This is a genomic window from Archangium violaceum Cb vi76 (assembly GCF_000733295.1).
Taxonomy (GTDB): Bacteria; Myxococcota; Myxococcia; order Myxococcales; family Myxococcaceae; genus Archangium; species Archangium violaceum.
On record NZ_JPMI01000227.1, the window covers coordinates 51,898 to 73,843 of the forward strand.

Consider the following 21,946-nt stretch of genomic DNA (forward strand, 5'->3'; position numbering starts at 1 on the left):
GCCGGGGGCTCAGTCCGTGGGAGTCGCGGGCCCACGTCCGCCCGCGTCCAGCCGAGGGGGGGCGACCTTCTCCTCGAGCCCGCCTCCTTCCGCCTGAAGCACTTCACGGATGACGCGCTCGGCCACCTCTTCCAACCAGCCACGCAGGGTCGCGGAGAGCTGCTGGTACTGCGGCCAGAGGGTCTCCTTCACGAACCGCTCGGGTACCCGCACCATGACCGTGGTGCGCCGCTGCCCCCGGTAGCGATAGGGCTCCAGACCGTACCGGCGCAACAGGGCGACGAAGAGTCTGCGCTGCCACTCGTCCGCCAGCGAGAACTGGTACTCCACCGCGGGCTGAGCCTCGTTGGCTGCCTTCAACCTGGCGAGGATGCGGTCACGCGCGGCTTCCGCGGCCTCGCGCTCTCCCAGCGTAGTGGCCCCGGCGAAGAGGGACTCGATGGCGGCGAGCTTCCTTCGGAGTGACTCCTCGTCCATGCGCTCCTCTCCTGATTCCACGCGCAAGGTAGTGGAGCGCCCTTCCAGGGTACAACCTGAATCGTTCTGCGTCAGGAGGTGACCGCCGGAGTGGGGTCTCGTCGTAGCCGGAAGGGCAGGTGGGTGCGAAAAGGCGAAGGGCCCGGAACCTTGCGATTCCGGGCCCTTCTATTGGCGAGGAGTACGGGACTTGAACCCGTGGCCTCCGGCGTGACAGGCCGGCGTTCTAACCAACTGAACTAACTCCCCACGACACCGCTCTTTCGCTACCACGACTACTGCTTGGGCGGAACAGGGATTGAACCTGTGACCCTCGCCTTGTAAGGGCGACGCTCTACCGCTGAGCTATCCGCCCCTCGCTTGCGTCACCGCGTTGCGACGGGGCGGGCTTGTATCGGCCACGCCCGTCACTGTCAAGCATACGTTTTGGACGGACGAATCATTCCGAGCCCCCCTGACACGAGCGTTGACCCTGGCGATGGCTCCTGACAACCCTCGCCCCCGCGCCCACTCCCCGAGGGAGCCGGGGCAGACACGGAGCCCACCCCTTGAACGACCGTCTCCTGCGAGCCGCCCGCCGCCAGCCCACTGACACCACCCCCGTGTGGCTCATGCGCCAGGCCGGCCGCTACCTCCCCGAGTACCGCGCCATCCGCGGCAACATCGGCTTTCTCGACCTGTGCAAGAACGCGGACCTCGCCGCCGAGGTCACCGTCCAGCCCGTCACCCGGCTGGGCGTGGATGCCGCCATCATCTTCTCGGACATCCTCATCCCCGTGGAGGCCATGGGAATCGAGCTGGAGCTCGGGGACAAGGGGCCGCACTTCCCCAACCCCGTGCGCACCGCCGCGGACATCGAGCGGCTGGGGGTGCCCGACCCCGTGCAGGGCACCGGCTTCGTCGCCGAGGCCATCCGCCGCACCCGCCGCGCGCTCAACGACTCGGTGCCCGTCATCGGCTTCTGCGGCGCGCCCTTCACCCTCGCCGCGTACATGGTCGAGGGCGGCGGTTCCAAGAGCTACATCCTCATCAAGCGGCTCCTCTTCGAGCAGCCCAAGCTCGTCCACACCCTCTTCGAGAAGCTGACGAGCACGCTCATCCCGTACCTGCTGATGCAGGTGGAGGCCGGCGCGAGCATCGTGCAGATCTTCGACTCGTGGGGCGGGGAGCTGTCGCCCTGGGACTACGAGCGCTTCTGCCTGCCGTACCTCACGCGCATGGTGAAGGAGGTGCAGGCCAAGGGCGTGCCCGTCATCGTCTTCGGCACTGGCATGTCCAACCACCTGCCGCTGCTCAAGCGCACCGGCGCGGATGTGGTCGGGCAGGACTGGCGCACGCCCATCGACGAGGCCCGGCGCGTGCTCGGGCCCGATGTGGCGGTGCAGGGCAACCTGGATCCGCTCCACCTCTTCCTGCCGCACGAGGAGCTGGAGCAGCGCGTGGTGGACATCCTCCGCCGCGCCGGGCCCGTGGGGCACATCTTCAACCTGGGCCACGGCATCCTCCCGCCCACGGATCCGGACGCCGCGAAGTTCATGGTGGACGCCGTGCACAAGCACGGGGTCGCGCTCCGCCAGGGCACCTGATGACGTGACCCCGTGAGTCGGCCGGGGATGTCAGGGGCACCCGGTAGGGTGGCATGGAGGGTCGGGGAAGGGGGCGGGGCCGTGACAGACGAGGGCAGGGGCGGCGAGTACCAACGCAGGGTGCTCGCGCTCGATCATCCAGGCGTTTGGAGCTGTGGCAGGGCCTTCGGGCGGGAGTCTCGCCCCCCGAGTGGCCCGCCGGGGTGCTGCTGGAGTACCTCCTCTTGAGGGCGTTCCAGTTGGAAGGCGCCGAGGTGACCTGGCCGTACCGGGTCTACCGGAACGGTGTCCTCCTGGAGCAGATCGACGGGGTGGTCTATTTCGATGGGGTGTCCTGTCTGGTAGAGTGCAAGGACATGACCATTCCGGTAGATGCCTTGGCCATCGTCAAGCTGAAGTCCCAGCTCCTGCGCCGGCCGCGAACCACCATTGGAGCGCTGCTGTGCATGGGCAAGATCTCGGAGCCCGCCTCCTCGTTGATGGAGATGCTGCCACCGCCCGATGTGCTGCTGTGGGAATGCGAGGAGCTCGAGCAGGCTCTCCGAGGTCATCGGCTCCTCGAGGGGATGAGGAGGAAGCTGCGGCATGCGGTGGAGATGGGGTTCGCGGAAGTGAAACCGCCAGACGGGAGGAATGAGTGATGAGTGTGACCATCGTGACCCCAGGAGACGTGGCTGGGAAGCTCATGCGGCGTCTGGTGGAGGGTCATCCCCGTCTGAGGGGGCGGGGCATTCAGATCTTTTCGACCGATGGCAATATCGGAACCTCGAGATTGGCGCGGCAGATCCTCTTCGAGGAGCGGGTGCCCGTGGCCGTGATGCGCGATGCCCAGACGTTTTCTCCGGAGCTGATCGCGGAGCAGTGCGGTTGGGTGCATCTGTTCCTGGAGCAGGCAGCGCCTCCCAGTGAATGGCTCATCCTGCCGATCGCGCCCGAGATCGCCGTGTTCCTCTTCCGGGACGAGCACCTGCTGCGCCCCCTGCTGCCGGTGAGCCCCTCGTTCGAGCAGCTCATCCGGGGCCGCTACGAGCCCAACAAAGTGCTCGCCGAGATCTTCGCGCAGGCGGGCGAGCAGCCCTTCCCCGAGGCCCTGCGGCGTCGGCTCGACCAGGCGGACCTGTCCTCGCTGTGGGCCGTCGCCCCGGAGCTCCGTCCCCTGGAGGAGTTCCTCCTCGGGAAGTTGGCTGCTCAACAGCCGGGCACCGCTCCCTGAGCCGCCCACCGAGGGGCCGGGAGGCCCAGGGTTCACCTCGTTGACTCTGGAATCAATCTTCCATTGACGCGATGCGACACGGCCCATTAGATGCGCCTCACCTACGTCGGGAAGGTGAGGCACACATGGCTCGCGAGAAGCAGCGTCACGGTCACCGCAGGGTGGCCATCGTCCGCGGATTGCGGACGCCCTTCGTGAAGGCAGGTACTGACTTCGCGAAGCTCACCGCGCTGGACCTGGGCCGCATGGTGGTCCAGGAGCTGGTGCAGCGCGCGGATATCGATCCCCAGGAGATAGACCAGGTGGTGTTCGGCCAGGTCATCCCGACACTCACCGCGCCGTCCATCGCGCGCGAGGTGGTGCTGGCCGCGGGGCTGCCGCGCAAGATTGAAGCGTTCACCGTGGCTCGCGCCTGCGCCACCTCCATCCAGGCCATGACGACGGCGGCCAATGCCATCTCGGTGGGCGAGGCGGACGTGGTGCTCGTGGGTGGCACCGAGTCCATGTCGGACGCGCCCATCTTCACCAGCCGTCCGCTGGCCCAGGCGCTGGTGGCCGCCTCCAAGGCCCGCAGCCTCCCGGAGAAGCTCAAGGCCTTCCAGACGCTCAAGCCGAGAGATCTGGTGCCCGTGCCCCCGGCCATCGCCGAGTACTCCACCGGCCTCACCATGGGCGAGAGCGCCGAGAAGATGGCCAAGGAGAACGGCATCTCCCGCCAGGAGCAGGACTCCATCGCCTTCACCTCGCACCAGAACGCCGCGCGCGCCTGGAAGGAGGGCTTCTTCGACGCCCAGGTGATGCACGTGGTGGTGCCGCCCAGGTACGAGAAGGTGTCGCAGAAGGACAACATCGTCCGCGAGGACACCAGCCTGGAGGCCCTCTCCCAGCTGCGGCCCGTGTTCGATCGCAAGTACGGCTCCGTCACCGCCGGCAACGCCTCGCCGCTCACCGATGGCGCCGCCGCGCTGCTGCTCATGAGCGAGGAGAAGGCGAAGGCGCTCGGCCTGGAGCCGCTCGGCTACCTGCGCGCCCATGCCTATGCCGCCACCGATCCCGGGGACCAGCTGCTCCAGGGCCCGGCGTACGCGGCCCCCATCGCGCTGGAGCGCGCGGGCATGAAGCTCTCGGACATCGACCTCGTGGAGATGCACGAGGCCTTCGCCGCCCAGGTGGCGAGCAACATCCAGGCGCTGGCCTCCAAGGAGTTCGCCCGGAAGGCCGGCTGGAGCGCGCCGGTGGGCGAGGTGGACCGCACGCGTCTCAATCTGTCGGGTGGCTCCATCTCCATCGGCCATCCCTTCGGGGCCACGGGGGCGCGCATCGTCACCCAGGCCCTGCATGAGCTGAAGCGTCAGAACAAGAACACGGTGCTGTGCACCGTCTGCGCCGCCGGTGGCCTCGGAGCCGCGGTGGTCCTGGAGCGTGCGTGATGGCTGCCATGGTTGCTCAGGAGCTCGAGGCGAAGCAGGGCTTCACCTACCAGGTCGAGGACGGTGTCGCGCTCCTCGTGCTGGACTTGCCGGGCGAGCCGGTGAACACGCTCTCCCCGGACACGGGCGAGGTGTTCGCCCACCTGCTCACCCGCGCGGAGAAGGATCCCGCGGTGAAGGCGGTCGTCTTCACCTCCGGCAAGAAGGACAGCTTCGTGGCTGGAGCGAAGATCGACTTCCTCCAGACGCTCAAGTCCGCCGCCGAGGCCACCGCCGCCTCGCGTCAGGGGCAGCAGGGTTTCGATCGGCTGGAGGCGTTCTCCAAGCCGGTGGTGGCGGCCATCCACGGTGCGTGTCTGGGCGGCGGCCTGGAGTGGGCGCTTGCTTGTGACTACCGCATCGCCACCGACAGCCCGAAGACGACGCTCGGGCTGCCCGAGGTGCAGCTGGGCCTCATCCCCGGCGCGGGTGGCACCCAGCGGCTGCCGGCCCTCATCGGCGTGCAGGCCGCGCTGGACCTCATCCTCACCGGCAAGAACGTGAAGCCGTCCAAGGCGAAGAAGCTGGGCCTGGTGGACGAGGTGGTGCCCGCGCCCATCCTCCGCGCCCTGGCCGTGCGGCGCGCCCGCGAGCTGGCCGAGGGCATGCTCAAGGTGGAGCGTCCCCGGGGCCAGGGCCTCAAGGCGGTGGCGCAGCAGGGCAAGAAGGGCCTGGGTGGGTTGCTGCTGGGGCTGACCAACAAGGAGATGTGGACCGAGGTCGCGCTCGAGGACAACCCGGTGGGCCGGAAGATCCTCTTCGACCAGGCGCGCAAGCAGCTGCGCAAGAAGACGCGCGGCAAGTACCCGGCGCCGGAGAAGGCGCTCGAGGCCATCCGCATCGGCGTGGAGTCCGGCCGCGCGGCGGGCCTGGAGGCCGAGGCGAAGTTCTTCGGCGAGCTGGTGGTGTCCGACGTCTCCAAGCGGCTGGTGGAGATCTTCTTCGCCACCACCGCGCTCAAGAAGGAGAACGGCACGGCCAGCGCGGACGTGAAGCCCCACGAGGTGAAGAAGGTGGGCGTGCTCGGCGGAGGGCTGATGGGCGGCGGCATCGCCTACGTCAGCTCGGCGCTGCAGGGCGTGCCGGTGCGCGTGAAGGACAAGGACGACGCGGGCGTGGGCCGGGCCCTCAAGCAGGTGCAGGGGCTCTACGATGAGCGGGTGAAGAAGCGCTCGCTCACGTGGCGCGAGGCGGCCGCGAAGATGGCGCTCGTCACCGGCGGCACCGGCTACGAGGGCTTCAAGAGCGTGGACGTGGTCATCGAGGCCGTCTTCGAGGACCTGGCCCTCAAGCATCGCATCATCGGCGAGGTGGAGGCCGTCACCCGCGAGGACTGCATCTTCGCCTCCAACACCTCCAGCATCCCCATCACCGATCTGGCCAAGGGCTCCAAGCGGCCCGCCCAGGTCATCGGCATGCATTACTTCAGCCCGGTGAACAAGATGCCGCTGCTGGAGATCATCACCCACAAGGGGACCGCCGACTGGGTGACGGCCACCTGCGTGGAGGTGGGCAAGAAGCAGGGCAAGACGGTCATCGTCGTCAACGACGGGCCGGGCTTCTACACCTCGCGCATCCTCGCGCCGTACATGAACGAGGCCGCGCACCTGCTGGCCGATGGCGCCGACATCGCCGAGCTGGACAAGGCGCTCGTGGAGTTCGGCTTCCCCGTGGGCCCCATCACCCTGCTGGACGAGGTGGGCATCGACGTGGCGCAGAAGGTGGGCCCCATCATGGAGTCCGCCTTCGGCAAGCGCATGGCCGCGCCCCGCGCCCTGGAGAAGGTGGTGGCCGACGGACGGCTCGGCCGCAAGAACAAGAAGGGCTTCTACACCTACGACGGCAAGAAGAAGGAGGTGGACCCCACCGTCTACGAGCTCCTGCCGCACGGGAAGAACCGCAAGAGCCTCGACGCGCGCGAGATGGCCGAGCGGTGCGCCCTCCAGATGGTGAACGAGGCCGTGCGCTGCCTGGGCGAGGGGATTCTTCGCAGCGCGCGGGACGGCGACGTGGGCGCCATCTTCGGGCTCGGCTTCCCGCCGTTCCTCGGAGGTCCCTTCCGCTACGCGGACAGCCTCGGCCCCGCCGAGCTGCTGCGGCGCCTGGAGCACTTCCAGGACAAGTTCGGCGAGCGCTTCACCCCCGCGCCGTCCCTCGTGGAGATGGTGAAGGCGGGCAAGACGTTCTACCCGCGCTAGTCACGAGGCAGGGGAGGGCAGGGGGCTCGTGTGCTCCCCGCCCTCCCGTCCGTGTCAGTCGTCCACCGCGGGCAGCACGCCCACCTTGAGCGAGCTGGGGTGCGCCGCCGAGCGGTACACGCGGTGGAAGGCGCGCACGAAGTCCTCTTCCTTCGCCTCGAAGATGTTGGGCACGAAGGTCTGCGGGTTCCGGTCGATGAAGGGGAACCAGCTCGACTGCACCTGGATCATCACCCGGTGTCCACGCTCGAAGGTGTGGAAGACGTCGTTGATGACGAAGCGCACCTTCGTCACCTCGCCCGGCTTGAAGGGCTTGGGCTCGCTGTAGCTGTCGCGGAAGCGGCCGCGGAACGGCTCGCCGCGCACCAGCGTCTGCTGGCCTCCCCGGTTGCGCTTGTCTTCCTCCTGCTCGCCCCACACCGGGCCGGGCATCTTGCCCGGGTTGACGTCCACCAGCTTCACCACCCAGTCCGCGTCGGTCCCCGTGGTGGACACCCACAGCTCGGCCTCCAGCGGGCCCGCGAACGTCAGGTCCTTCTCCAGCGGCTCCGTCTGGTAGACGAGCACGTCCGGCCGGCGCGAGGCGAAGCGCTGGTCCTCCGTCATGTAGTTCTTGGCCCAGCCCGTCGTCAGCTCCGTGGTGTAGGGCACCGGCTTGCTGGGATCACTCACGTACTCGTCGAAGGACTCCTCGACGGCCGTGGGCGCGGAGTAGGTGAGGCCGCCCTTCGGCTGGAAGTAGAGCCGCGCCTCGCGCACGCCCTTGGGCGGCCACGTGTCGAAGCGCCGCCAGCGGTTGGCGCCCGTCTCGAACACCAGGGCCTCGGGCAGCTCCGGCTTGTCGCCTCCCTTGAGGTGGTGCTTGAAGAAGGCGAGCTCCAGCTCCTGGTAGAGCGCGCTCGTGCGGAAGCCGAAGTCGGCGTCGCCGAGCCCGGAGCCGTCCCCGCGCGTCCAGCCGCCGTGCGGCCATGGGCCCATGATGAGCGTGTTGGTGATGCCCGGGTTCTGCTTCTCGATGGCGGCGTAGGTGCGCAGCGGGCCGTACAGGTCCTCGGTGTCGTACCAGCCGCCCACCACCATCACCGCGGCCTTGATGTTCTTCAGGTGCGGCAGGAGGTTTCGCGCCTGCCAGAAGGCGTCGTAGTTGGGGTGCGCGACGATGTCCTTCCAGAAGGCGATGTCGCCCTTGAAGTGGCGCGTGTCCGCGTTGGACAGCGGGCCCAGGTCGAGGAAGAACTGGTAGCCGTCCGGCGTGCCGTGCTCGAAGCGGTCCCAGTGCTCCTTGACGATGGGCTGGGGCCGGGGCTTGCCGAACCCGGAGAAGAAGTTGAACGAGAGCGCCAGGTTGAAGGCGCCATGCCGGTGCATGTCGTCCCAGAACCAGTCGGCGATGGGGGCCTGCGGCGACACCGCCTTGAGCGCCGGGTGCGAGTCGATGGCGCCCGCCGACGCGTAGAAGCCCGGATACGAGATGCCCCACTGGCCCACGCGGCCGTTGTGGCCCGGCACGTTCTTCAGCAGCCACTCGATGGTGTCGTACGTATCGGTGCTCTCGTCGATGTCCTTGGGCCCGCTCTTCTTCGCCAGGTGCGGGCGCACGTTGATGAACTCGCCCTCGGACATGTTGCGGCCGCGCACGTCCTGGAAGGCGAAGATGAAGCCCTGCTTCTCGTACTCGGCGGTGGGCCCGAGCCCGCGCGCGTACCGGTCCTGCCCGTACGGCGCCACCGTGTAGGGCGTGCGCGTGAGCAGGATGGGGTAGCGCTTGTGGGGGCTCGCGTCGTTGGGGATGTAGACGGACGTGAAGAGCCTCGTCCCATCTCGCGTGGGAACGCGGTACTCGAACTTGGTGTAGCGCGAGCGGATGTAGTCGGCGCGCTCGGATGCGGCGTTGGGCGTCTGGGGCTTCGCGGCCTGGGCCCTCGCGGGACCGGCGAGCGCGACAAGCACGAGCACCATGAGGCTGCGGAACATGAGGTGCATGCACTCTCCTGTGGGGGAAGGCGGGCATTGTCGGCGAAGGGGGGGCGATGCGGAAAGCGCCGTCTCGTGCTCGTGGGGCGGGAGCGCCCTCGCACTCCATGTCCAGGTTCCGTCCTTGACCCCGGCGCCTTTCTGGACGATGCCTGCGCCGCATGTCCCGCTCCGCGTCCCGTACCCTGGCCCTCGTCATCCTGGCCGCCGTCCTGGCCTGTGCCGTGTCGGGGGGGCTCGCCGCCTGGCGCTTCCACCACAAGAATCCCCAGGCTCCCGTGGTGGGGCTCGACGAGTACGTCGTCATGGGCTGGGTGGGCTGGGATTCCAGCTGGTACATGCGCATCGCCCAGGAGGGCTACAGCTTCACGCCCGGCGAGCAGAGCTCCGTGGCCTTCTTCCCGCTCTACCCGCTGGCCATCCGCGCCGTCCAGGCGCTCGGGCCGGACGTGTACCAGGCCGGGGTGCTCGTCACCTTGTTGTGTGGACCGCTCGCCCTCCTCCTCTTCCTGCGCTGGGCGCGTTTCCGGGCGGAGGAGCCCCTCGCGCTCCAGGCCTCGTTGCTGCTCGCCCTCTACCCCTTCACCTTCTTCCTCTACGGGGTGATGTACTCCGACGCGCTCTTCCTCCTGCTGGTGGTGGGCGCCTTCCTGCTGCTGGAGAAGGGACACCTGGGGCTGGCCGTGCTGCTCGGCGCGGTGGCGACGGCGGCGCGGCCCGTGGCGCCCGCGGTGGTGCTCGGCCTGTTGGCCCGCAGGCTCGAGTGGAAGCGTGAGAGGGGAGAGCGCTGGACCGCGCTCGACTTCCTGCCCGTGCTGTCCGCCCTCGGCTTCCTCCTCTACATGCTCTACCTCGACAAGCAGTTCGGCGCGCCCTTCGCCTTCGCCGAGGCCCAGGCCGGGTGGGGTCAGGAGCCCGGCTGGCGCTCCCTGCTGAAGCTGTCCTGGTTCAAGACCGTGTTCCTTCCCGGCTCCAACGCGGAGACCCGCCTGCGCTTGTGCCTCCACGCGCTGTTGACGCTGGGCGCGCTCGCGCTGGTGCGGCCCACCTTCCGGAAGCTCGGGTGGGGCTATGGCGTGTACTGCGCCGTGCTGGTGGGCATCCCCACGGTGACCACCAAGGACTTCATGGGCATGGGGCGCTACCTCATCTCCGCCTTCCCCCTCTTCCTCACCCTCGCGCTGCTGCTGCGCGAGCACCCGCGCGTGCGCCAGGGCCTCCTCGCCGTGGGCGCCGTGTCGCTCGTCCTCCTGTCGGCCGCCTTCGGCCTGGACCACTACATCTCGTGAACGCTCCTCTCGCCCCCGCCCTGGCGCTGTTCTCCCACCTCCCGTTGAGCGAGCGCTTCCACGTGCACGCCCGGGCCTTCTCCGCCCCGCTCGAGGCCGTTGCCTCCCGCGTGCCCTCCGGCGGCACGGTGGCCGATGTGGGTTGTGGCCACGGCCTGCTCTCCGCCCTCCTGGCCCTGGGCGACTCCCGGCGCATCGTGCATGGGGTCGATCCCGACCCACGCAAAATCGAGTGGGCCCGGAGCGGCCCCGGCCGTCTGCCCAACGTGAAGGCCGAGGTGGGCACCGTGGAGTCGCTCGCCGAGCGGCTCCCTGGCCAGTTCGACGCGGTGGTGGTGAGCGACGTCCTCTACCTGCTCCCCGTGGAGCGCTGGCCCGGCTTCCTGCGCGAGGCCCGGCGGCTGCTGCGTCCCGGGGGGCGGCTCCTCCTGAAGGAGGCCGAGGGGGACCACTCCTGGAAGCACTACAAGTGCCTCGCCCAGGAGGTGGTGATGGTGAAGCTGCTCGGCCGGACGAAGGCCGGGGGCGCGCTGGTGCTCCAGCCTCGCGAGGCGATGGAGGCCCTGCTGCGTCAGGCCGGCTTCACCCCGCGCGAGACGGTGGAGCTGGGGGCGGGCTATTCCACGCCCCACATCCTCTATGTGGCGGAGGCCACCGCCGGAGACGGAGCGGCTTCCAGCGCGCCGTAGGTGGTGAGCTCCACCCCGAGCTGCTCGAGCCGGGCCCTCACCCGGGGGCTGGTGAGCGCGTCCAGCTCGGATTGCCAGCCGTACGTCCACGCCGGATCCTCCGGCACGTGCGGGCGGCCCTCGCCCGGGTGGCAGCCCAGCTCGAAGTCTCCCGGGGGCAGCGACTCCAGCAGCGAGAGCAGGGCGGACTCGGTGAGCTGGCCCGCCTCGAAGATGCCACCCGCGCTCACCCGCCGGACTCCCGGCAGCGGCCCCGGCGCGCTCCGGGCCAGCAGCGACAGCAGGGACGTCTTCACCGCCGGCCCGGGAGCCCTCAGCCACGACATCCGCGGCAGCCGGTCCGGCCAGCGCAGGGGCAGCCCCTCCCGGAGTGCCAGGGCCTCCACCAGCGGGCGCACTCCGGGCAGCAGGTGCAGGTGTTGGTGGCCGTCCAGGTGGTCCACCTCCGCGCCCAGCTCCCGCGCGCGCCGCACCTGCGCGGCCAGCTCCAGCTCCAGCTCCTCGCGGCGCACCTGTCCGGTGAGCCAGGCCCGCGCGAAGTCCGCCCAGCTCCCGCGCAGGCGCCCCTCCGGAGCCATGGTGGGCACGTGCGAGGCGGGCGCCGCCGGGGGCAACCGGGTACAGAAGGCCAGGTGGACGCCCAGGGCGAGGCCGCGCTTCCGGGCCTCGGGCACCGCCTCCCGGGCGCTCGGGCCGCTCACCAGCACGGTCGCGCTGGTGACGATGCCCTCGCGGTGCGCCCGGAAGATGCCCGCGTCCAGCGCCGGGTGCAGCCCCAGGTCATCCGCGTTGACGACGAGGCGTGTGCGTGCCCGTCCCACCTCGCTACCCGTGGCCGCGCGCCTTCTCGCGCGCCGAGCCATGCAGCGGGGCCACCGACGGCGGCAGCCGCACCGGGCGCTTCGCCGCCTGCGGATGGCGCGTCTCCGGGTACAGCTTCATCAGCTCCCGCACCATCTTCGCGATGACGGCGGGCGAGGACAGCGTGGACACCCCCCGCGTGCGCGGGAAGTAGTCCACCCCCATCTGGAACACCTTGAAGCCCTGGTGGATGGCCTTCACCACCAGCTCCGCGTCGATGAAGGAGCCCTGGCTGTTGAGCTCCACCGCCTCCAGCACCCGCCGGTGCATCACCTTGAAGCTGAAGTTGATGTCCTTCACGTGCACACCGAACAGCGTCCGGATGAGCAGGTTGTAGGCGAAGGAGTACACGATGCGCTTGGGCCCCTCGCTCGTGCGGTCGAACCGGAAGGCGCAGATCATGTCCGCCTCCAGGTACTTCATCAGGTGCAGCGCCCGCTCCAGCTCCTTCAAGTCGAAGGGCAGATCGATGTCCGAGTACACCACGATGTCCTTGGTGGACGCGGACAGGCCCGTGCGCATGGCCCCACCCAGCTTCAGGTTGACCGGGTGCGTGATGACCCGGAGCTGGGGGATGCGCGAGGCCATCTCCTCGCAAATCTCCTGGGTGCGGTCCGTGGAGGCGTCGTTGACGATGATGATTTCGAAGTCATCCGTCAGCCGGGGGAGCACCTCCATGGCTCGCGCGACCGAGCGCTCCACATAGTCCTCCTCGTTCCAGGCGGGAAAGAAGAGGCTGATGCTGGGAGATTTACCCACGAGGTGACCTCGGCGATGTGCCCCTGTGACAGGCGTGGCGGAAGCAGGCGGGGTGGCTATCAAACATCGCGGGGCAAGCGCAATCCAACGGTCGCGACTCCGCGCTCGGCCGTGGTAGCGTGAGGGCTTGGGTTGGTTTCGGGGATAGATGTGGGAGACAGGCGCCTCATTCTGTTGGTGGACGAAGTGCCCGAGCGGCAGGCCGAGCTGGCAAGCACTCTGGAGCAAGGGGGGTTCTCCGTCCGATTGGTGTCGGCCGGACCCGAGGCGCAGCGGCGCCTCGCCGAGACGGATCTCGTGCTCCTCGCCCTGGGTCCCGCCGGCGCGCCCTCGCGCGCGTTGCTGCAGCATTTGATGGCCCGGGACGACAATGGGTCCGGTCCCGGCATCATCGCGTTGGTGCCCGCGGAGGAGCGCGCCGCCGTCGTGGCCGTGCTGCGCCTGGGGGCCGAGGTGGTCTGCACCCCGGTGGGGCCCGAGGAGTTGATGGCCCGGATGGAGCGCTGCCTCCGGGAGCGCCAGCGCGTCAACGAGCTGCTCACCCGCGTCACCTCCCTGGAGCGCCTGTCCGTCACCGACGGCCTCACCGGCGTCCACAACCACCGCTACTTCCAGGAGCGGCTGCGCGAGGAGTTCCGCCGCGCCCAGCGCTACGACGACACGCTGTCGCTCATCCTCATCGACCTGGACCACTTCAAGGCCTTCAACGACACCCACGGCCACCAGGTGGGTGACATCGTGCTGTGCGACGTGGCGGGCTCCCTGCAGCGCAGCGTGCGCGAGACGGACCTGCTCGCCCGCTATGGCGGCGAGGAGTTCGCCATCCTCCTGCCGCGCACCCCGTTGGCCGGCGCCCTCACCGTGGCCGAGCGCGTCTGGCGCGAGCTGGGCCAGCTGCACACCGGCCCCCAGCGCACCCTGCGTGTCACCGCCTCACTGGGTGTCTCCACCTTTCCCCACCACGCCGTCAGCAGCGCGGAGTTGCTGGTGCGTGCCGCCGACCAGGCCCTCTACCGCGCCAAGGATGAGGGCCGGAATCGCATCTGCCTCTACGTCGCCTCCTCTCCCTTCGACAGACTCACCCCTCGCTAGCCCACTTCCCGTACTCGGAGTGGGTCAACATTGACCCGATTCATGGGTCGGGGTATGGAGGGACCCAGGGTGGTCGCAAGCCCCGGGTGCGGAAGCACCCGGTATCAATGGGGTTTGCGAGGTGGCGGACGTTGGCAGCGTCATTGCAAATGCTCGGGTCTCGGACCCAGGACGAGGTTGCCACTGGAACTGGCGCAGACACAGGGAGCGGTGCCACGCGGTCGGCTGCTGCTGGTGGACGACGAGGAATACATCCTGAAGTCCATCCGGCGGGTGCTCCGTCGCGGCGATTGGCAGATCGAGACGGCCTCTGATGCGGAGGAGGGCCTCAAGGCCCTCGAACGCTTCACGCCCGAGGTGGTGATCTCCGACTTCAGGATGCCGGGCATGAACGGCGTGGAGTTTCTCAGCCGGGTGAAGGCGCAGGTGCCGCGGGCCCAGCGCATCATGCTCACCGGACAGGCGGATCAGCAGGCCATCGAGGAGGCCATCAACCGGTCGGAGATCTTCCGGTTCATCTCCAAGCCTTGGAACGACAGCCATCTGGTGCTGACGGTCAAGAGCGCCTTCGAGCAGTACGCGCTCCAGGCGGAGAACGAGCGGCTGTTGCGGGTGACGCAGCAGCAGAACGAGGAGCTGCGGCGGCTCAACGCGGAGCTGGAGACGCGCGTGGCGCTGCGCACACACCTGCTGAGCCAGGCCAAGCGCGAGTGGGAGCTGTCGTTCGACTCCATCGAGACGCCGCTGGCGGTGGTGCGCCGGGACTTCGGGGTGCGCCGCGCCAACCGGGCGTACTCGGACCTGTCCGGGGACAGGCTCAAGGAGCCGCTGTCCGAGCTGTCCGAGGAGGGCGCGGAGCCGCTGTGCCACAAGCTGCTGTTCGACCGGGACACGCCGTGTCCGGGCTGTCCGCTGCCCGAGGCGCTGGAGAGCGGCAAGGGCGCGCGCGCGGAGATCAGCCAGCGGGGGCGCACCTACGCCATGGCGGCCTACCCGCTGACGACCGAGGGGCGCGCCGTGTGCTCCTACCGGGACATCAGCGACGAGCGCGAGATGACGCGCCGGCTCATCGACACGGAGAAGATGGCGGCGGTGGGCCAGCTCGCCGGCGGCGTGGCGCATGAAATCAACAACCCGCTGGGCGGCATCCTCGCCTTCGCGCAGTTGATGAAGCGCGACGAGGGCCGCAACGCCTCGGATCTGGAGTCGTTGGACCTCATCGAGGAGAGCGCGCTGCGCTGCAAGCGCATCGTGGAGAGCCTCCTGAAGTTCAGCCGCCACAGCCGGACGGAGGATCGCCGGGCCTTCCAGCTCAACAAGTGCGCGGAGGACTCGGCGGTGCTCTTCGGGGCCCAGCTCAAGGCGTACTCCAAGGTGAAGCTGGAGCTGCGCCTGGCGCCGGAGCTTCCGGAGCTGTTCGGAGACCCGAGCCAGCTGTCGCAGGTGATGCTCAACCTGCTGCAGAACGGGCTGCACGCGCTGCCTCCCGCGGGGGGCGTGCTGTGCCTGGAGACGGGGAAGGAGGGCGACCGGTGCTACTTCCGCGTCGCCGACACGGGCACGGGTATCGAGGAGCGCTACCTGGGCCACATCTTCGAGCCGTCGTTCACCACCAAGCCGCCCGGCCAGGGCACCGGCCTGGGCCTGTCGATCGCCTACCGCATCGTCGAGGACCACGGCGGCATCATCAAGGTGGACACCCAGATGGGTGAGGGCTCGCGTTTCACCGTCTACATCCCCATTCCCCTGCAGTTGGAGAGGTTGCCATGACGCCACAGCCAGTTGCTGCCCCCGGCGCCAGGCGCGCCAAGATCCTGGTCGTGGATGATGATCCGATCGTCCTCAAGGCGGTCACGTCCATCCTCAAGCGGGAGGACTACCAGGTCGTCTCCATCGACGACGCCGTGGAAGGCCTGACGGCGGCGAAGGATCCGTCCATCGACGTGGCCGTCCTGGACATCAAGATGCCCAACCTGTCCGGCATGGACCTGCTGCGCGGAATCAAGGCGGCACGGCCGGACGTGGAGGTCATCATGATGACGGCCTTCGCCACCGTGGAGACGGCGGTGGAGGCGGTGAAGGCCGGCGCGTACGACTACCTCACCAAGCCCTTCGAGAACATCGACGAAGTGAGCATGACGGTGGCCAAGGCCGCCGAGCGCAAGGCGCTGCGAGACAGGGCGCGGGCGCTGGAGGAGGCGCTCACCGCGCGCAACCAGTTCGAGGAGCTCATCGGCCAGTCGTCGCAGATGCGCGGCGTCTTCAAGCTGGTGGAGACGGTGAGCCACTCGACGGCCACGGTGCTCGTGCAGGGCGAGAGCGGCACGGGCAAGGAGCTGGTGGCCCGGGCCATCCACTACCGCAGCGCGCGCAAGGACAAGCCCTTCGTGGCCGTCAACTGCTCGGCGCTGTCGGACACGCTGCTGGAGAGCGAGCTGTTCGGCCACGTGAAGGGCAGCTTCACCGGGGCCACGTCCAACAAGAAGGGCCTCTTCGAGGCGGCCGACGGCGGCACCATCTTCCTGGACGAGATTGGCGACGTGCCTCCCGCCACCCAGGTGCGCCTGTTGCGCGTGCTCCAGGAGGGCGAGGTCAAGCGCGTGGGCGCCAACGAGCCGGTGAAGGTGGACGTGCGCGTCATCGCCGCCACGCACGTGGACCTGAACCGGGCCAAGGAGCAGGGCAAGTTCCGCGAGGACCTGTTCTACCGGCTCAACGTCATCACCATTGATCTGCCGCCGCTGCGGGACAGGCCCGAGGACGTGCCACTGCTGGCGCACCACTTCCTCAAGCTGTACGCGGTGAAGGTGGGCAAGCGGGTGACGGGCTTCTCGCCGCGCGCCATGGAGGCCCTCACCTGCAACCGGTGGACGGGCAACGTGCGCGAGCTGGAGAACGTCATCGAGCGCGCGGTGGTGCTCACCTCCAAGGAAGTGCTGGAGGTCGACGACCTGCCGCCGGGCTTCCAGGACGCGCCGCAGGCCGGGGCCCAGGTGGAGGTGTTCAGCCTGGCGCACCTGCCGTACGCCCAGGCGAAGCGGCTGGCCATGCGCGCCTTCGAGCGGCGCTACCTCACGGCGTTGCTCGAGAAGCACAACCACAACGTCTCCAGCGCCGCGCGCGCCGCGGGCGTGGACCGCTCCAACTTCCGCCGCCTGCTCAAGCAGTACGAGGTGGCCGGGCGCTCCATGAAGCGCGGCAAGGACGGCGACGGCGACGACGACGCCCTGGAGGCCGCCTCCTGAGTGTCGAGGGCTGAGGCCGCTCAGCCTTCCTCCCCCGGCTCGCGGGAGCGCTCCGCGAGCTGGCGTTGGATGTCCTCGTAGCGCTCGGCCAGCTCCCGCTCGAGGCCACCGGGTCCTGTCACAGGGTCATCGAAGCGGCCATTTCGTCCAGCGCCCCCCTGGCCGCCTGGACTAGAACCTGGACCCATCGTGCAGACCCTGTTGCTCGTCGCGAAGAAGGACAAGCCCGAGGCGGCGGAGCTGGCCGCTCGCATCCGGGAGCGCTACCCCACCCATGAGGTGCTGGGAGACCGGCTCCTGGCCCATACGCTCGGCTGGCCCCGGGTGGAGGACCGCGAGCTGGCCACCCGGGCGGACCTGGTGGTGGTGCTGGGTGGAGATGGAACCCTCATCCACGCGGCCCGGCTGCTGGACGGACGCCCCACGCCGATTCTCGGCGTCAACCTGGGCAGCCTGGGCTTCATGACGGAAATCCCCGTCGAGGAGCTGTTCCTCGCCCTGGACGAGGTGCTCGCCGGCCGCTTCAAGACGGACTCGCGGATGAAGCTCTGCTCCCGGCTGGTGCGCGACGGCAAGGTGCTGGTGCAGGACGAGGTCCTCAACGACGTGGTCATCAACAAGGGCGCGCTGGCGCGCATCGCGGACCACGAGGTGTCCGTCGAGGGCGTGCCCATCGCCACGTACAAGGCGGACGGCGTCATCCTGTCCACGCCCACCGGCTCCACCGCGTACTCGTTGTCCGCGGGAGGGCCCATCGTGCACCCCTCGGTGGACTGCACGGTACTGACGCCCATCTGCTCGCACGCGCTCACGCACCGCCCCATCATCGTGCCGGCGGACCGGACCATCCGCATCACCCTGGCCAGCGATACGGCGGACACCTTCCTCACGCTGGACGGGCAGACGGGCCACGGCCTGCAGTGCGGCGACAGCATCGAGGTGGTGCGCTCGCCCAACCGGGTGAACCTGGTGCGCAACACCCGCGTGGGCTACTTCACCATCCTCCGGCAGAAGCTCCACTGGGGCGAGCGGTAGCGCGGACGTGTTCGTCTTCCTGTCCAAGGTGTTGGATCTGCTGCTCGCGCCGCTCTCCTGGGGCCTGCTGCTGGGGCTGATGGGGCTGCTGCTGTGCCGGAGGCGTGCGCGGTTGGCGGCGGTGCTCCAGGGGCTGGGGCTGTTGGTGGTGTACGTCTTCTCCCTGGAGCCCACGGCCACGGGCCTGCAGCGGTGGGTGGAAGCGGAGGCGGTGTCCACGTACCAGCCGGACACGGTCTACGACGCCGTCATCGTGCTGGGGGGCGCGGTGGACGCGGACGCCACCGAGCGCTCGGGCCTGCCCGAGTACACCCACCCGGTGGAGCGGATCCTCCGCGGCTACGAGTTGCTGCGGCAGGGGAGGGCGCGTCAGGTGCTGATTTCGGGAGGCACGCTGGACACGCGGCCCGGGGCGCTGGTGGAGGCGGACATCCTGGCGTGGCAGTTGCGGCTGTGGGGAATCGAGCCGGAGCGGATGGTCCTGGAGAGGCGCAGCCGCAACACGCGGGAGAACGCGGTGGAGGCGGAGCGCCTCATCCGGGAGAAGGGCTGGCAGCGGCTGGTGCTGGTGACGAGCGCGGCGCACATGCCGCGGGCGCTGGGCACCTTCGAGGCGGTGGGGCTGAAGCCGGACACGCTGGTGGTGGACGTGCGCGCGCACGACTGGCACCTGCGTGGGTCGTGGTGGCAGCCGCGGGCCTCCAACCTGTCGGCGGGGACGGACGCCCTGCGTGAGCTGTTCGGGCGCTTCGTCTACCGGCTGCGCGGCTGGGCCTGACGCCACTCACCCGGAGTTCTCCCCGTGGCGGCAGGCTTCTTCCCAGGCATCGGTCCGTGAGAACCAATAGGTGACCTGTTTCGGACCGGGATGGGCCGCCAGCTCCTCGCGCATGGTGCGCAGCATGGCCAGGGCATCCTCCCGCTTCTGATTGACGCGGCCGTGGGGCAGCCAGGCGCGGAGCCGCTCCAGCTCGGTGGCTGGCAGTCCCTCCTGGTGCCCCCGGGCCAGCAGGGCGGGGTAGCTCCGCTCCGGGTAGTGGAGCCCCTTGGCGAGCCGCTCCAGGGCCATCCGTGTCGCCTCGCGGAGCACCTCCGCGCGTTCCGCTCCCGCCAGCGTGGCCCGGATGTTGACCATCGCCTCGGAGAGCGGGCGGAAACCCTCCTCCTCCGGGGCATGCACCACCGTGACCTCGTCATCGTCCTCGAGGTCTCCATGCAGGAACGCCTCGTAGGTGGCCCCCACTCCGCGCATGCCGAACGGCGTCAGCTCCGCCGCGCGCAGCGCCCCCATGCTGGCGCTGCCGTACACGTGGATGCCCTCGGCCATGGCCCAGAGGATCTCCTTGTGCCACACGGCGGGAACGCGCTCGAAGTACCCATCGATGATGCCGATGGCCTCGGGGTGCTCGCGTGCGACCCGGTACACGTCTCCCTGTGCCACCGGTGGCAGGAACACCGCGTCGAGCTCGGCCCTGCCTTCCCCGGTGGAGAGGGTCGGTCCAGCGAAGACGTAGATCATTGCAGACGCTCCTCCAGGAGCCGGCGGGCGCGGGCTCCCGGCATGTAGCCCGGGGCGTCGTGGATGGCCTCCAGGCCGGGAACGACCACCCGGGCCACGGCGATCCCGAAGGCGGGTTTGGACAGGTCCACCGCCACCACCTGCTCGAGCCCCGCCGCCGCCAGACGCGCCAGCTCCCAGGCCACGTCCTCGTCGAAGCTGCCGGACTCGAAGGTGGGGACCTCGTGGAAGTGCCGCGGAGACTCGCCCGAGCGCATCACCGCGTGGACCTGGCGCCAGAGGGCCGGGTCCTGCATGGCCTCGTAGTACCGGGCCGTGCCCAGATCGTCCCGGGAACCGGAGATCAGCGTGGCGCGCACCTGGGCCGCCTCGGTGAGCGCTCGGAGCAGGGCCACCTGGCGGGCGGGATGACACCCCGCGCCCGTGGTCGGGTAGAGCGGTCGGAAGGGCTCCGGCGAGCGCTCCGCGGTCATGCAGAAGAAGGAGGGCAGACCCACGTCCGTCGTCGTCTCCCAGACGGCCACGTCCACGCCGCCGCGCTCGAACTTCTCCAGCACCTCGCGGCAGCCCGGGTCCTCCACGGTGTCCAGGGCGAGCCGGGTCTGGTGCCGCTCCCCGGCGCTCCGCAGGTGCCAGAGGGTGGTGGCGTCGCGCTCGACCACCTCGCAGAGGCCGTGGCTGATCGCCTCCAGCAGGTGGTTGCCGGAGGCCAGCCCGTTGGAGCTCATGAAGAACGAGCCGCTGCCGGAGGGGAGGGGCACGGTGTAGTCGGTGTGCACCAGCTCATGGGGCAACCACATGGGCGAATTGCCGAGCAGCTCGCGTCCTTCGATCCACAAGAGCCGCAGGTTGGGATGGAAGGAGCCCACCGACAGCCGGGGAAGGCGGGTGACGTCCACCAGGGGGCGGTTGAAGCGCAGCTCGTTGTAGGTGGCGAGCGTGAGCGGGAGGGTGATGTGCTCGGCGTGGTACGTCTCCACGGCCTCCATGAGCCCGGAGGCCTTGGCGGAGGGGAGATCCAATCCCTTGCCCTGGGAGACGGCCAGGGAGCGCGAGTTGGGCCGGCAGACCGTCACCACGGGAATGCCCAGACGGTCCAGCCCGGTGATGTTGGCGATGCGGGTGATGCCCATGACCGCCATGAGGGGGCGCACCCGGCGCAGCGTCTCCTCCGGAGACATCAACCGGTGAGTCCCCTCCCGGTAGCGCTTGGGCGCCACCGGTCCAACGGCCCCGGTGCTGGCGGACGGCACAATCATTTCTTCCCACCTCGTGGACCATGGCGGGCCGTGGATGTCCGTTTTCCGGGCACACGCTTGCTCCGCGCCGAGGCGGTCTGAATCCTCCGCTGTCCTTTGCCAGGCTCGGATGGCGGCGGCTGCTCGGTTTGCAATTTGTCTTTCAGCGCGAGCAGGGGGACTCGTTTGGTATCGATGATTCGCAGTTGTTGCTCGATCTCCCTCTGGAGCTGAAGAACACCCGTTTTGCGTTTTTCCTCATCCTCCTCACGCCTGGCTCGGTCGAGCCATTTCTCCAGCCGGGCCATGTCCTCCTGCTTCTTTTGCAGGAGAGCGTCGTTCGCGGCTTTCCTTTCTGCCTTGAGCGTTGGGTGGAACCCTGGGCGCCTGGCGAGCTGGATGTTCTCCGCGAGGAGTTGAGCGGCATGACTGCTCCCACGCCTGACTGAGGCCAGGTTCAACAGGAAGCACGCCGTACCCGCTGTCGGTATCCTGGGGATGTCCGCGACCACCACGCCCAGCATCACCATGAGCTCGGGGGCGCTTCTCAGCTCTTCGTGGAGTTCTCTCGACGAAGAAGCATAGTCATCTTCCTTCACCCAATAGAACTTCTTGTCCTCGTTGAAGATCACCAGATCGTCCGGGCCGATTGTCTGGCTGTGGTTGCCCGTGCCTTCTTCCGCGGGAGTTGTGCGGCGGGATTCCTTGCCTGCAAGGTGCTTGCGGGCGCGGTGCTTGCCCGCATGGCGCTCGTTCCCAGGGGGAGCGAACTGCTTCCACGCCCTGCGTTCATGGCCGTCTGCTCGATGCATGAAGGTGATGGGCTTGTCCTTCTTTTCGCTGATCTGCCGGATGGCGGCCAAGTTCAACACAATGCATGCGCAGGTGTCCGTCAACTGCTTCCACGGGACTTCCCACTCGAAGGCCGAGACGTCCGCAACCACTGCACCCAATCCCACGAGGAACTCCGCCGTGCTTGTCAGCGAAGCGGGGAGCTCGTGCGCCGTGTATGTCGCCTTCTGGATCAGGTGGAATTGCCCGTCTTCGCCGAAGACAACCAGGTCATCCTGCTCGATTTGCAGGTTCCGCCGGAAGTTCATCATGGTTTCTTCCGGTCTACAGGGCGTCTGCTCGGCTTCGATGGGAGGTTCCTTCGTTTCAAGTATCGGTTTGTCTTCCATGGTGCTTCTCCCTCCTGGGTTGCTTCGCTCGATTCCTCAGGACCTCAAATGGCCAGGGGTAATCCTGGCAGCAGCGGATAGTGCTGATAGTGGCGTGAGATGTTCCTGCAGATGTGCTGAT

19 protein-coding genes and 2 tRNA genes are annotated in these 21,946 nt (G+C 68.7%); 12 read left to right on the forward strand and 9 right to left on the reverse strand.

Annotation, left to right across the window (positions count from 1 at the left end; all coding sequences use genetic code 11):
* Window positions 1-9: 9 nt before the first annotated feature.
* The 3 genes from Q664_RS30255 to Q664_RS30265 form a co-directional block, all read right to left on the reverse strand.
* On the reverse strand, window positions 10-477 hold the full coding sequence (locus Q664_RS30255; RefSeq protein WP_052518860.1) for a hypothetical protein: 468 nt from the start codon (window positions 475-477) through the stop codon (window positions 10-12).
* 172 nt (window positions 478-649) lie between these two features.
* Window positions 650-726 (reverse strand) — tRNA-Asp (locus Q664_RS30260).
* Window positions 727-760: 34 nt separating this feature from the next.
* Window positions 761-832, reverse strand: a tRNA-Val gene (locus Q664_RS30265).
* A gap of 193 nt (window positions 833-1,025) precedes the next feature.
* On the opposite strand from Q664_RS30265, the gene hemE reads away from it, so the two are divergent.
* The 5 genes from hemE to fadJ all read left to right on the forward strand — a co-directional run bounded on the left by hemE (window position 1,026) and on the right by fadJ (window position 6,943).
* Complete coding sequence (hemE, locus tag Q664_RS30270) at window positions 1,026-2,063, forward strand: uroporphyrinogen decarboxylase (RefSeq protein WP_043403506.1); 1,038 nt, start codon at window positions 1,026-1,028, stop codon at window positions 2,061-2,063.
* 146 nt (window positions 2,064-2,209) lie between these two features.
* On the forward strand, window positions 2,210-2,704 hold the full coding sequence (locus tag Q664_RS30275; protein WP_063934778.1) for a hypothetical protein: 495 nt from the start codon (window positions 2,210-2,212) through the stop codon (window positions 2,702-2,704).
* Window positions 2,704-3,276 (forward strand): hypothetical protein, encoded by a 573-nt coding sequence (locus Q664_RS30280; protein WP_043403508.1) that lies wholly within the window; start codon window positions 2,704-2,706, stop codon window positions 3,274-3,276. Before Q664_RS30275 ends, Q664_RS30280 begins: the two co-directional genes overlap by 1 nt.
* Window positions 3,277-3,401: 125 nt before the next feature.
* Entirely contained in the window at window positions 3,402-4,706 is a 1,305-nt protein-coding gene (gene fadI, locus Q664_RS30285) for an acetyl-CoA C-acyltransferase FadI (RefSeq protein ID WP_043403509.1), read from the forward strand.
* On the forward strand, window positions 4,706-6,943 hold the full coding sequence (fadJ, locus tag Q664_RS30290) for a fatty acid oxidation complex subunit alpha FadJ (RefSeq protein WP_043403510.1): 2,238 nt from the start codon (window positions 4,706-4,708) through the stop codon (window positions 6,941-6,943). Before fadI ends, fadJ begins: the two co-directional genes overlap by 1 nt.
* 54 nt (window positions 6,944-6,997) lie before the next feature.
* On the opposite strand, the gene Q664_RS30295 is transcribed toward fadJ, so the two are convergent.
* Complete coding sequence (locus Q664_RS30295) at window positions 6,998-8,917, reverse strand: CocE/NonD family hydrolase (protein WP_043403551.1); 1,920 nt, start codon at window positions 8,915-8,917, stop codon at window positions 6,998-7,000.
* A gap of 161 nt (window positions 8,918-9,078) precedes the next feature.
* Between Q664_RS30295 and Q664_RS30300 the strand changes: the two genes are divergently transcribed.
* Both Q664_RS30300 and Q664_RS30305 read left to right on the forward strand, forming a co-directional pair.
* The gene (locus Q664_RS30300; protein WP_043403511.1) at window positions 9,079-10,206 is read left to right on the forward strand and encodes a mannosyltransferase family protein; all 1,128 of its coding nucleotides are present in this window, start codon (window positions 9,079-9,081) and stop codon (window positions 10,204-10,206) included.
* Entirely contained in the window at window positions 10,203-10,895 is a 693-nt protein-coding gene (locus Q664_RS30305; protein WP_043403512.1) for a class I SAM-dependent methyltransferase, read from the forward strand. The genes Q664_RS30300 and Q664_RS30305 overlap by 4 nt, the downstream gene beginning before the upstream one ends.
* Here the strand turns inward: Q664_RS30305 and Q664_RS30310 are convergent.
* Window positions 10,844-11,758: a carbohydrate deacetylase gene (locus tag Q664_RS30310; protein ID WP_052518862.1), complete on the reverse strand. Its 915-nt coding sequence runs from the start codon at window positions 11,756-11,758 to the stop codon at window positions 10,844-10,846. The two genes, Q664_RS30305 and Q664_RS30310, sit on opposite strands and share 52 nt — an antisense overlap.
* Window positions 11,721-12,515, reverse strand: coding sequence for a glycosyltransferase family 2 protein (locus Q664_RS30315; RefSeq protein WP_043403513.1), 795 nt, complete (start codon window positions 12,513-12,515; stop codon window positions 11,721-11,723). The genes Q664_RS30310 and Q664_RS30315 overlap by 38 nt, the downstream gene beginning before the upstream one ends.
* A gap of 249 nt (window positions 12,516-12,764) precedes the next feature.
* Here Q664_RS30315 and Q664_RS30320 point away from each other — a divergent pair, with 249 nt between their 5' ends.
* The 5 genes from Q664_RS30320 to Q664_RS30340 all read left to right on the forward strand — a co-directional run bounded on the left by Q664_RS30320 (window position 12,765) and on the right by Q664_RS30340 (window position 18,665).
* Entirely contained in the window at window positions 12,765-13,607 is an 843-nt protein-coding gene (locus Q664_RS30320; protein WP_235216939.1) for a GGDEF domain-containing protein, read from the forward strand.
* A gap of 210 nt (window positions 13,608-13,817) precedes the next feature.
* The gene (locus Q664_RS30325) at window positions 13,818-15,377 is read left to right on the forward strand and encodes a response regulator (protein WP_200883787.1); all 1,560 of its coding nucleotides are present in this window, start codon (window positions 13,818-13,820) and stop codon (window positions 15,375-15,377) included.
* Window positions 15,374-16,852: a sigma-54-dependent transcriptional regulator gene (locus Q664_RS30330; RefSeq protein WP_043403515.1), complete on the forward strand. Its 1,479-nt coding sequence runs from the start codon at window positions 15,374-15,376 to the stop codon at window positions 16,850-16,852. The genes Q664_RS30325 and Q664_RS30330 overlap by 4 nt, the downstream gene beginning before the upstream one ends.
* 189 nt (window positions 16,853-17,041) lie before the next feature.
* The gene (locus Q664_RS30335) at window positions 17,042-17,887 is read left to right on the forward strand and encodes an NAD(+)/NADH kinase (RefSeq protein ID WP_043403516.1); all 846 of its coding nucleotides are present in this window, start codon (window positions 17,042-17,044) and stop codon (window positions 17,885-17,887) included.
* Window positions 17,888-17,894: 7 nt separating this feature from the next.
* Window positions 17,895-18,665 carry a YdcF family protein gene (locus tag Q664_RS30340; RefSeq protein ID WP_043403517.1) on the forward strand — a complete coding sequence of 257 codons (771 nt, stop codon included), beginning with the start codon at window positions 17,895-17,897 and terminating at the stop codon, window positions 18,663-18,665.
* Window positions 18,666-18,671: 6 nt separating this feature from the next.
* Here the strand turns inward: Q664_RS30340 and Q664_RS30345 are convergent, their stop codons facing one another.
* The 3 genes from Q664_RS30345 to Q664_RS30355 are packed head-to-tail and all read right to left on the reverse strand — an operon-like array spanning window position 18,672 to window position 21,825.
* A complete protein-coding gene (locus Q664_RS30345; RefSeq protein WP_043403518.1) occupies window positions 18,672-19,406 on the reverse strand; it encodes a TfuA-like protein in 735 nt (244 codons plus the stop codon).
* Window positions 19,403-20,665 carry a YcaO-like family protein gene (locus tag Q664_RS30350; protein ID WP_043403519.1) on the reverse strand — a complete coding sequence of 421 codons (1,263 nt, stop codon included), beginning with the start codon at window positions 20,663-20,665 and terminating at the stop codon, window positions 19,403-19,405. Before Q664_RS30350 ends, Q664_RS30345 begins: the two co-directional genes overlap by 4 nt.
* Window positions 20,662-21,825 carry a hypothetical protein gene (locus tag Q664_RS30355; protein WP_152622423.1) on the reverse strand — a complete coding sequence of 388 codons (1,164 nt, stop codon included), beginning with the start codon at window positions 21,823-21,825 and terminating at the stop codon, window positions 20,662-20,664. The genes Q664_RS30350 and Q664_RS30355 overlap by 4 nt, the downstream gene beginning before the upstream one ends.
* Window positions 21,826-21,946: the final 121 nt, after the last annotated feature.

What these genes read in the sequence shown, in the direction of transcription:
- Q664_RS30255 (WP_052518860.1), bottom strand. Translation starts at nt 477, where the DNA reads ATGGACGAGGAGTCACTCCGAAGGAAGCTCGCCGCCATCGAGTCCCTC.
- Q664_RS30280 (WP_043403508.1), top strand. Translation starts at nt 2,704, where the DNA reads ATGAGTGTGACCATCGTGACCCCAGGAGACGTGGCTGGGAAGCTCATG.
- fadI (WP_043403509.1), top strand. Translation starts at nt 3,402, where the DNA reads ATGGCTCGCGAGAAGCAGCGTCACGGTCACCGCAGGGTGGCCATCGTC.
- fadJ (WP_043403510.1), top strand. Translation starts at nt 4,706, where the DNA reads ATGGCTGCCATGGTTGCTCAGGAGCTCGAGGCGAAGCAGGGCTTCACC.
- Q664_RS30295 (WP_043403551.1), bottom strand. Translation starts at nt 8,917, where the DNA reads ATGTTCCGCAGCCTCATGGTGCTCGTGCTTGTCGCGCTCGCCGGTCCC.
- Q664_RS30300 (WP_043403511.1), top strand. Translation starts at nt 9,079, where the DNA reads ATGTCCCGCTCCGCGTCCCGTACCCTGGCCCTCGTCATCCTGGCCGCC.
- Q664_RS30310 (WP_052518862.1), bottom strand. Translation starts at nt 11,758, where the DNA reads ATGGCTCGGCGCGCGAGAAGGCGCGCGGCCACGGGTAGCGAGGTGGGA.
- Q664_RS30330 (WP_043403515.1), top strand. Translation starts at nt 15,374, where the DNA reads ATGACGCCACAGCCAGTTGCTGCCCCCGGCGCCAGGCGCGCCAAGATC.
- Q664_RS30345 (WP_043403518.1), bottom strand. Translation starts at nt 19,406, where the DNA reads ATGATCTACGTCTTCGCTGGACCGACCCTCTCCACCGGGGAAGGCAGG.
- Q664_RS30350 (WP_043403519.1), bottom strand. Translation starts at nt 20,665, where the DNA reads ATGATTGTGCCGTCCGCCAGCACCGGGGCCGTTGGACCGGTGGCGCCC.
- Q664_RS30355 (WP_152622423.1), bottom strand. Translation starts at nt 21,825, where the DNA reads ATGGAAGACAAACCGATACTTGAAACGAAGGAACCTCCCATCGAAGCC.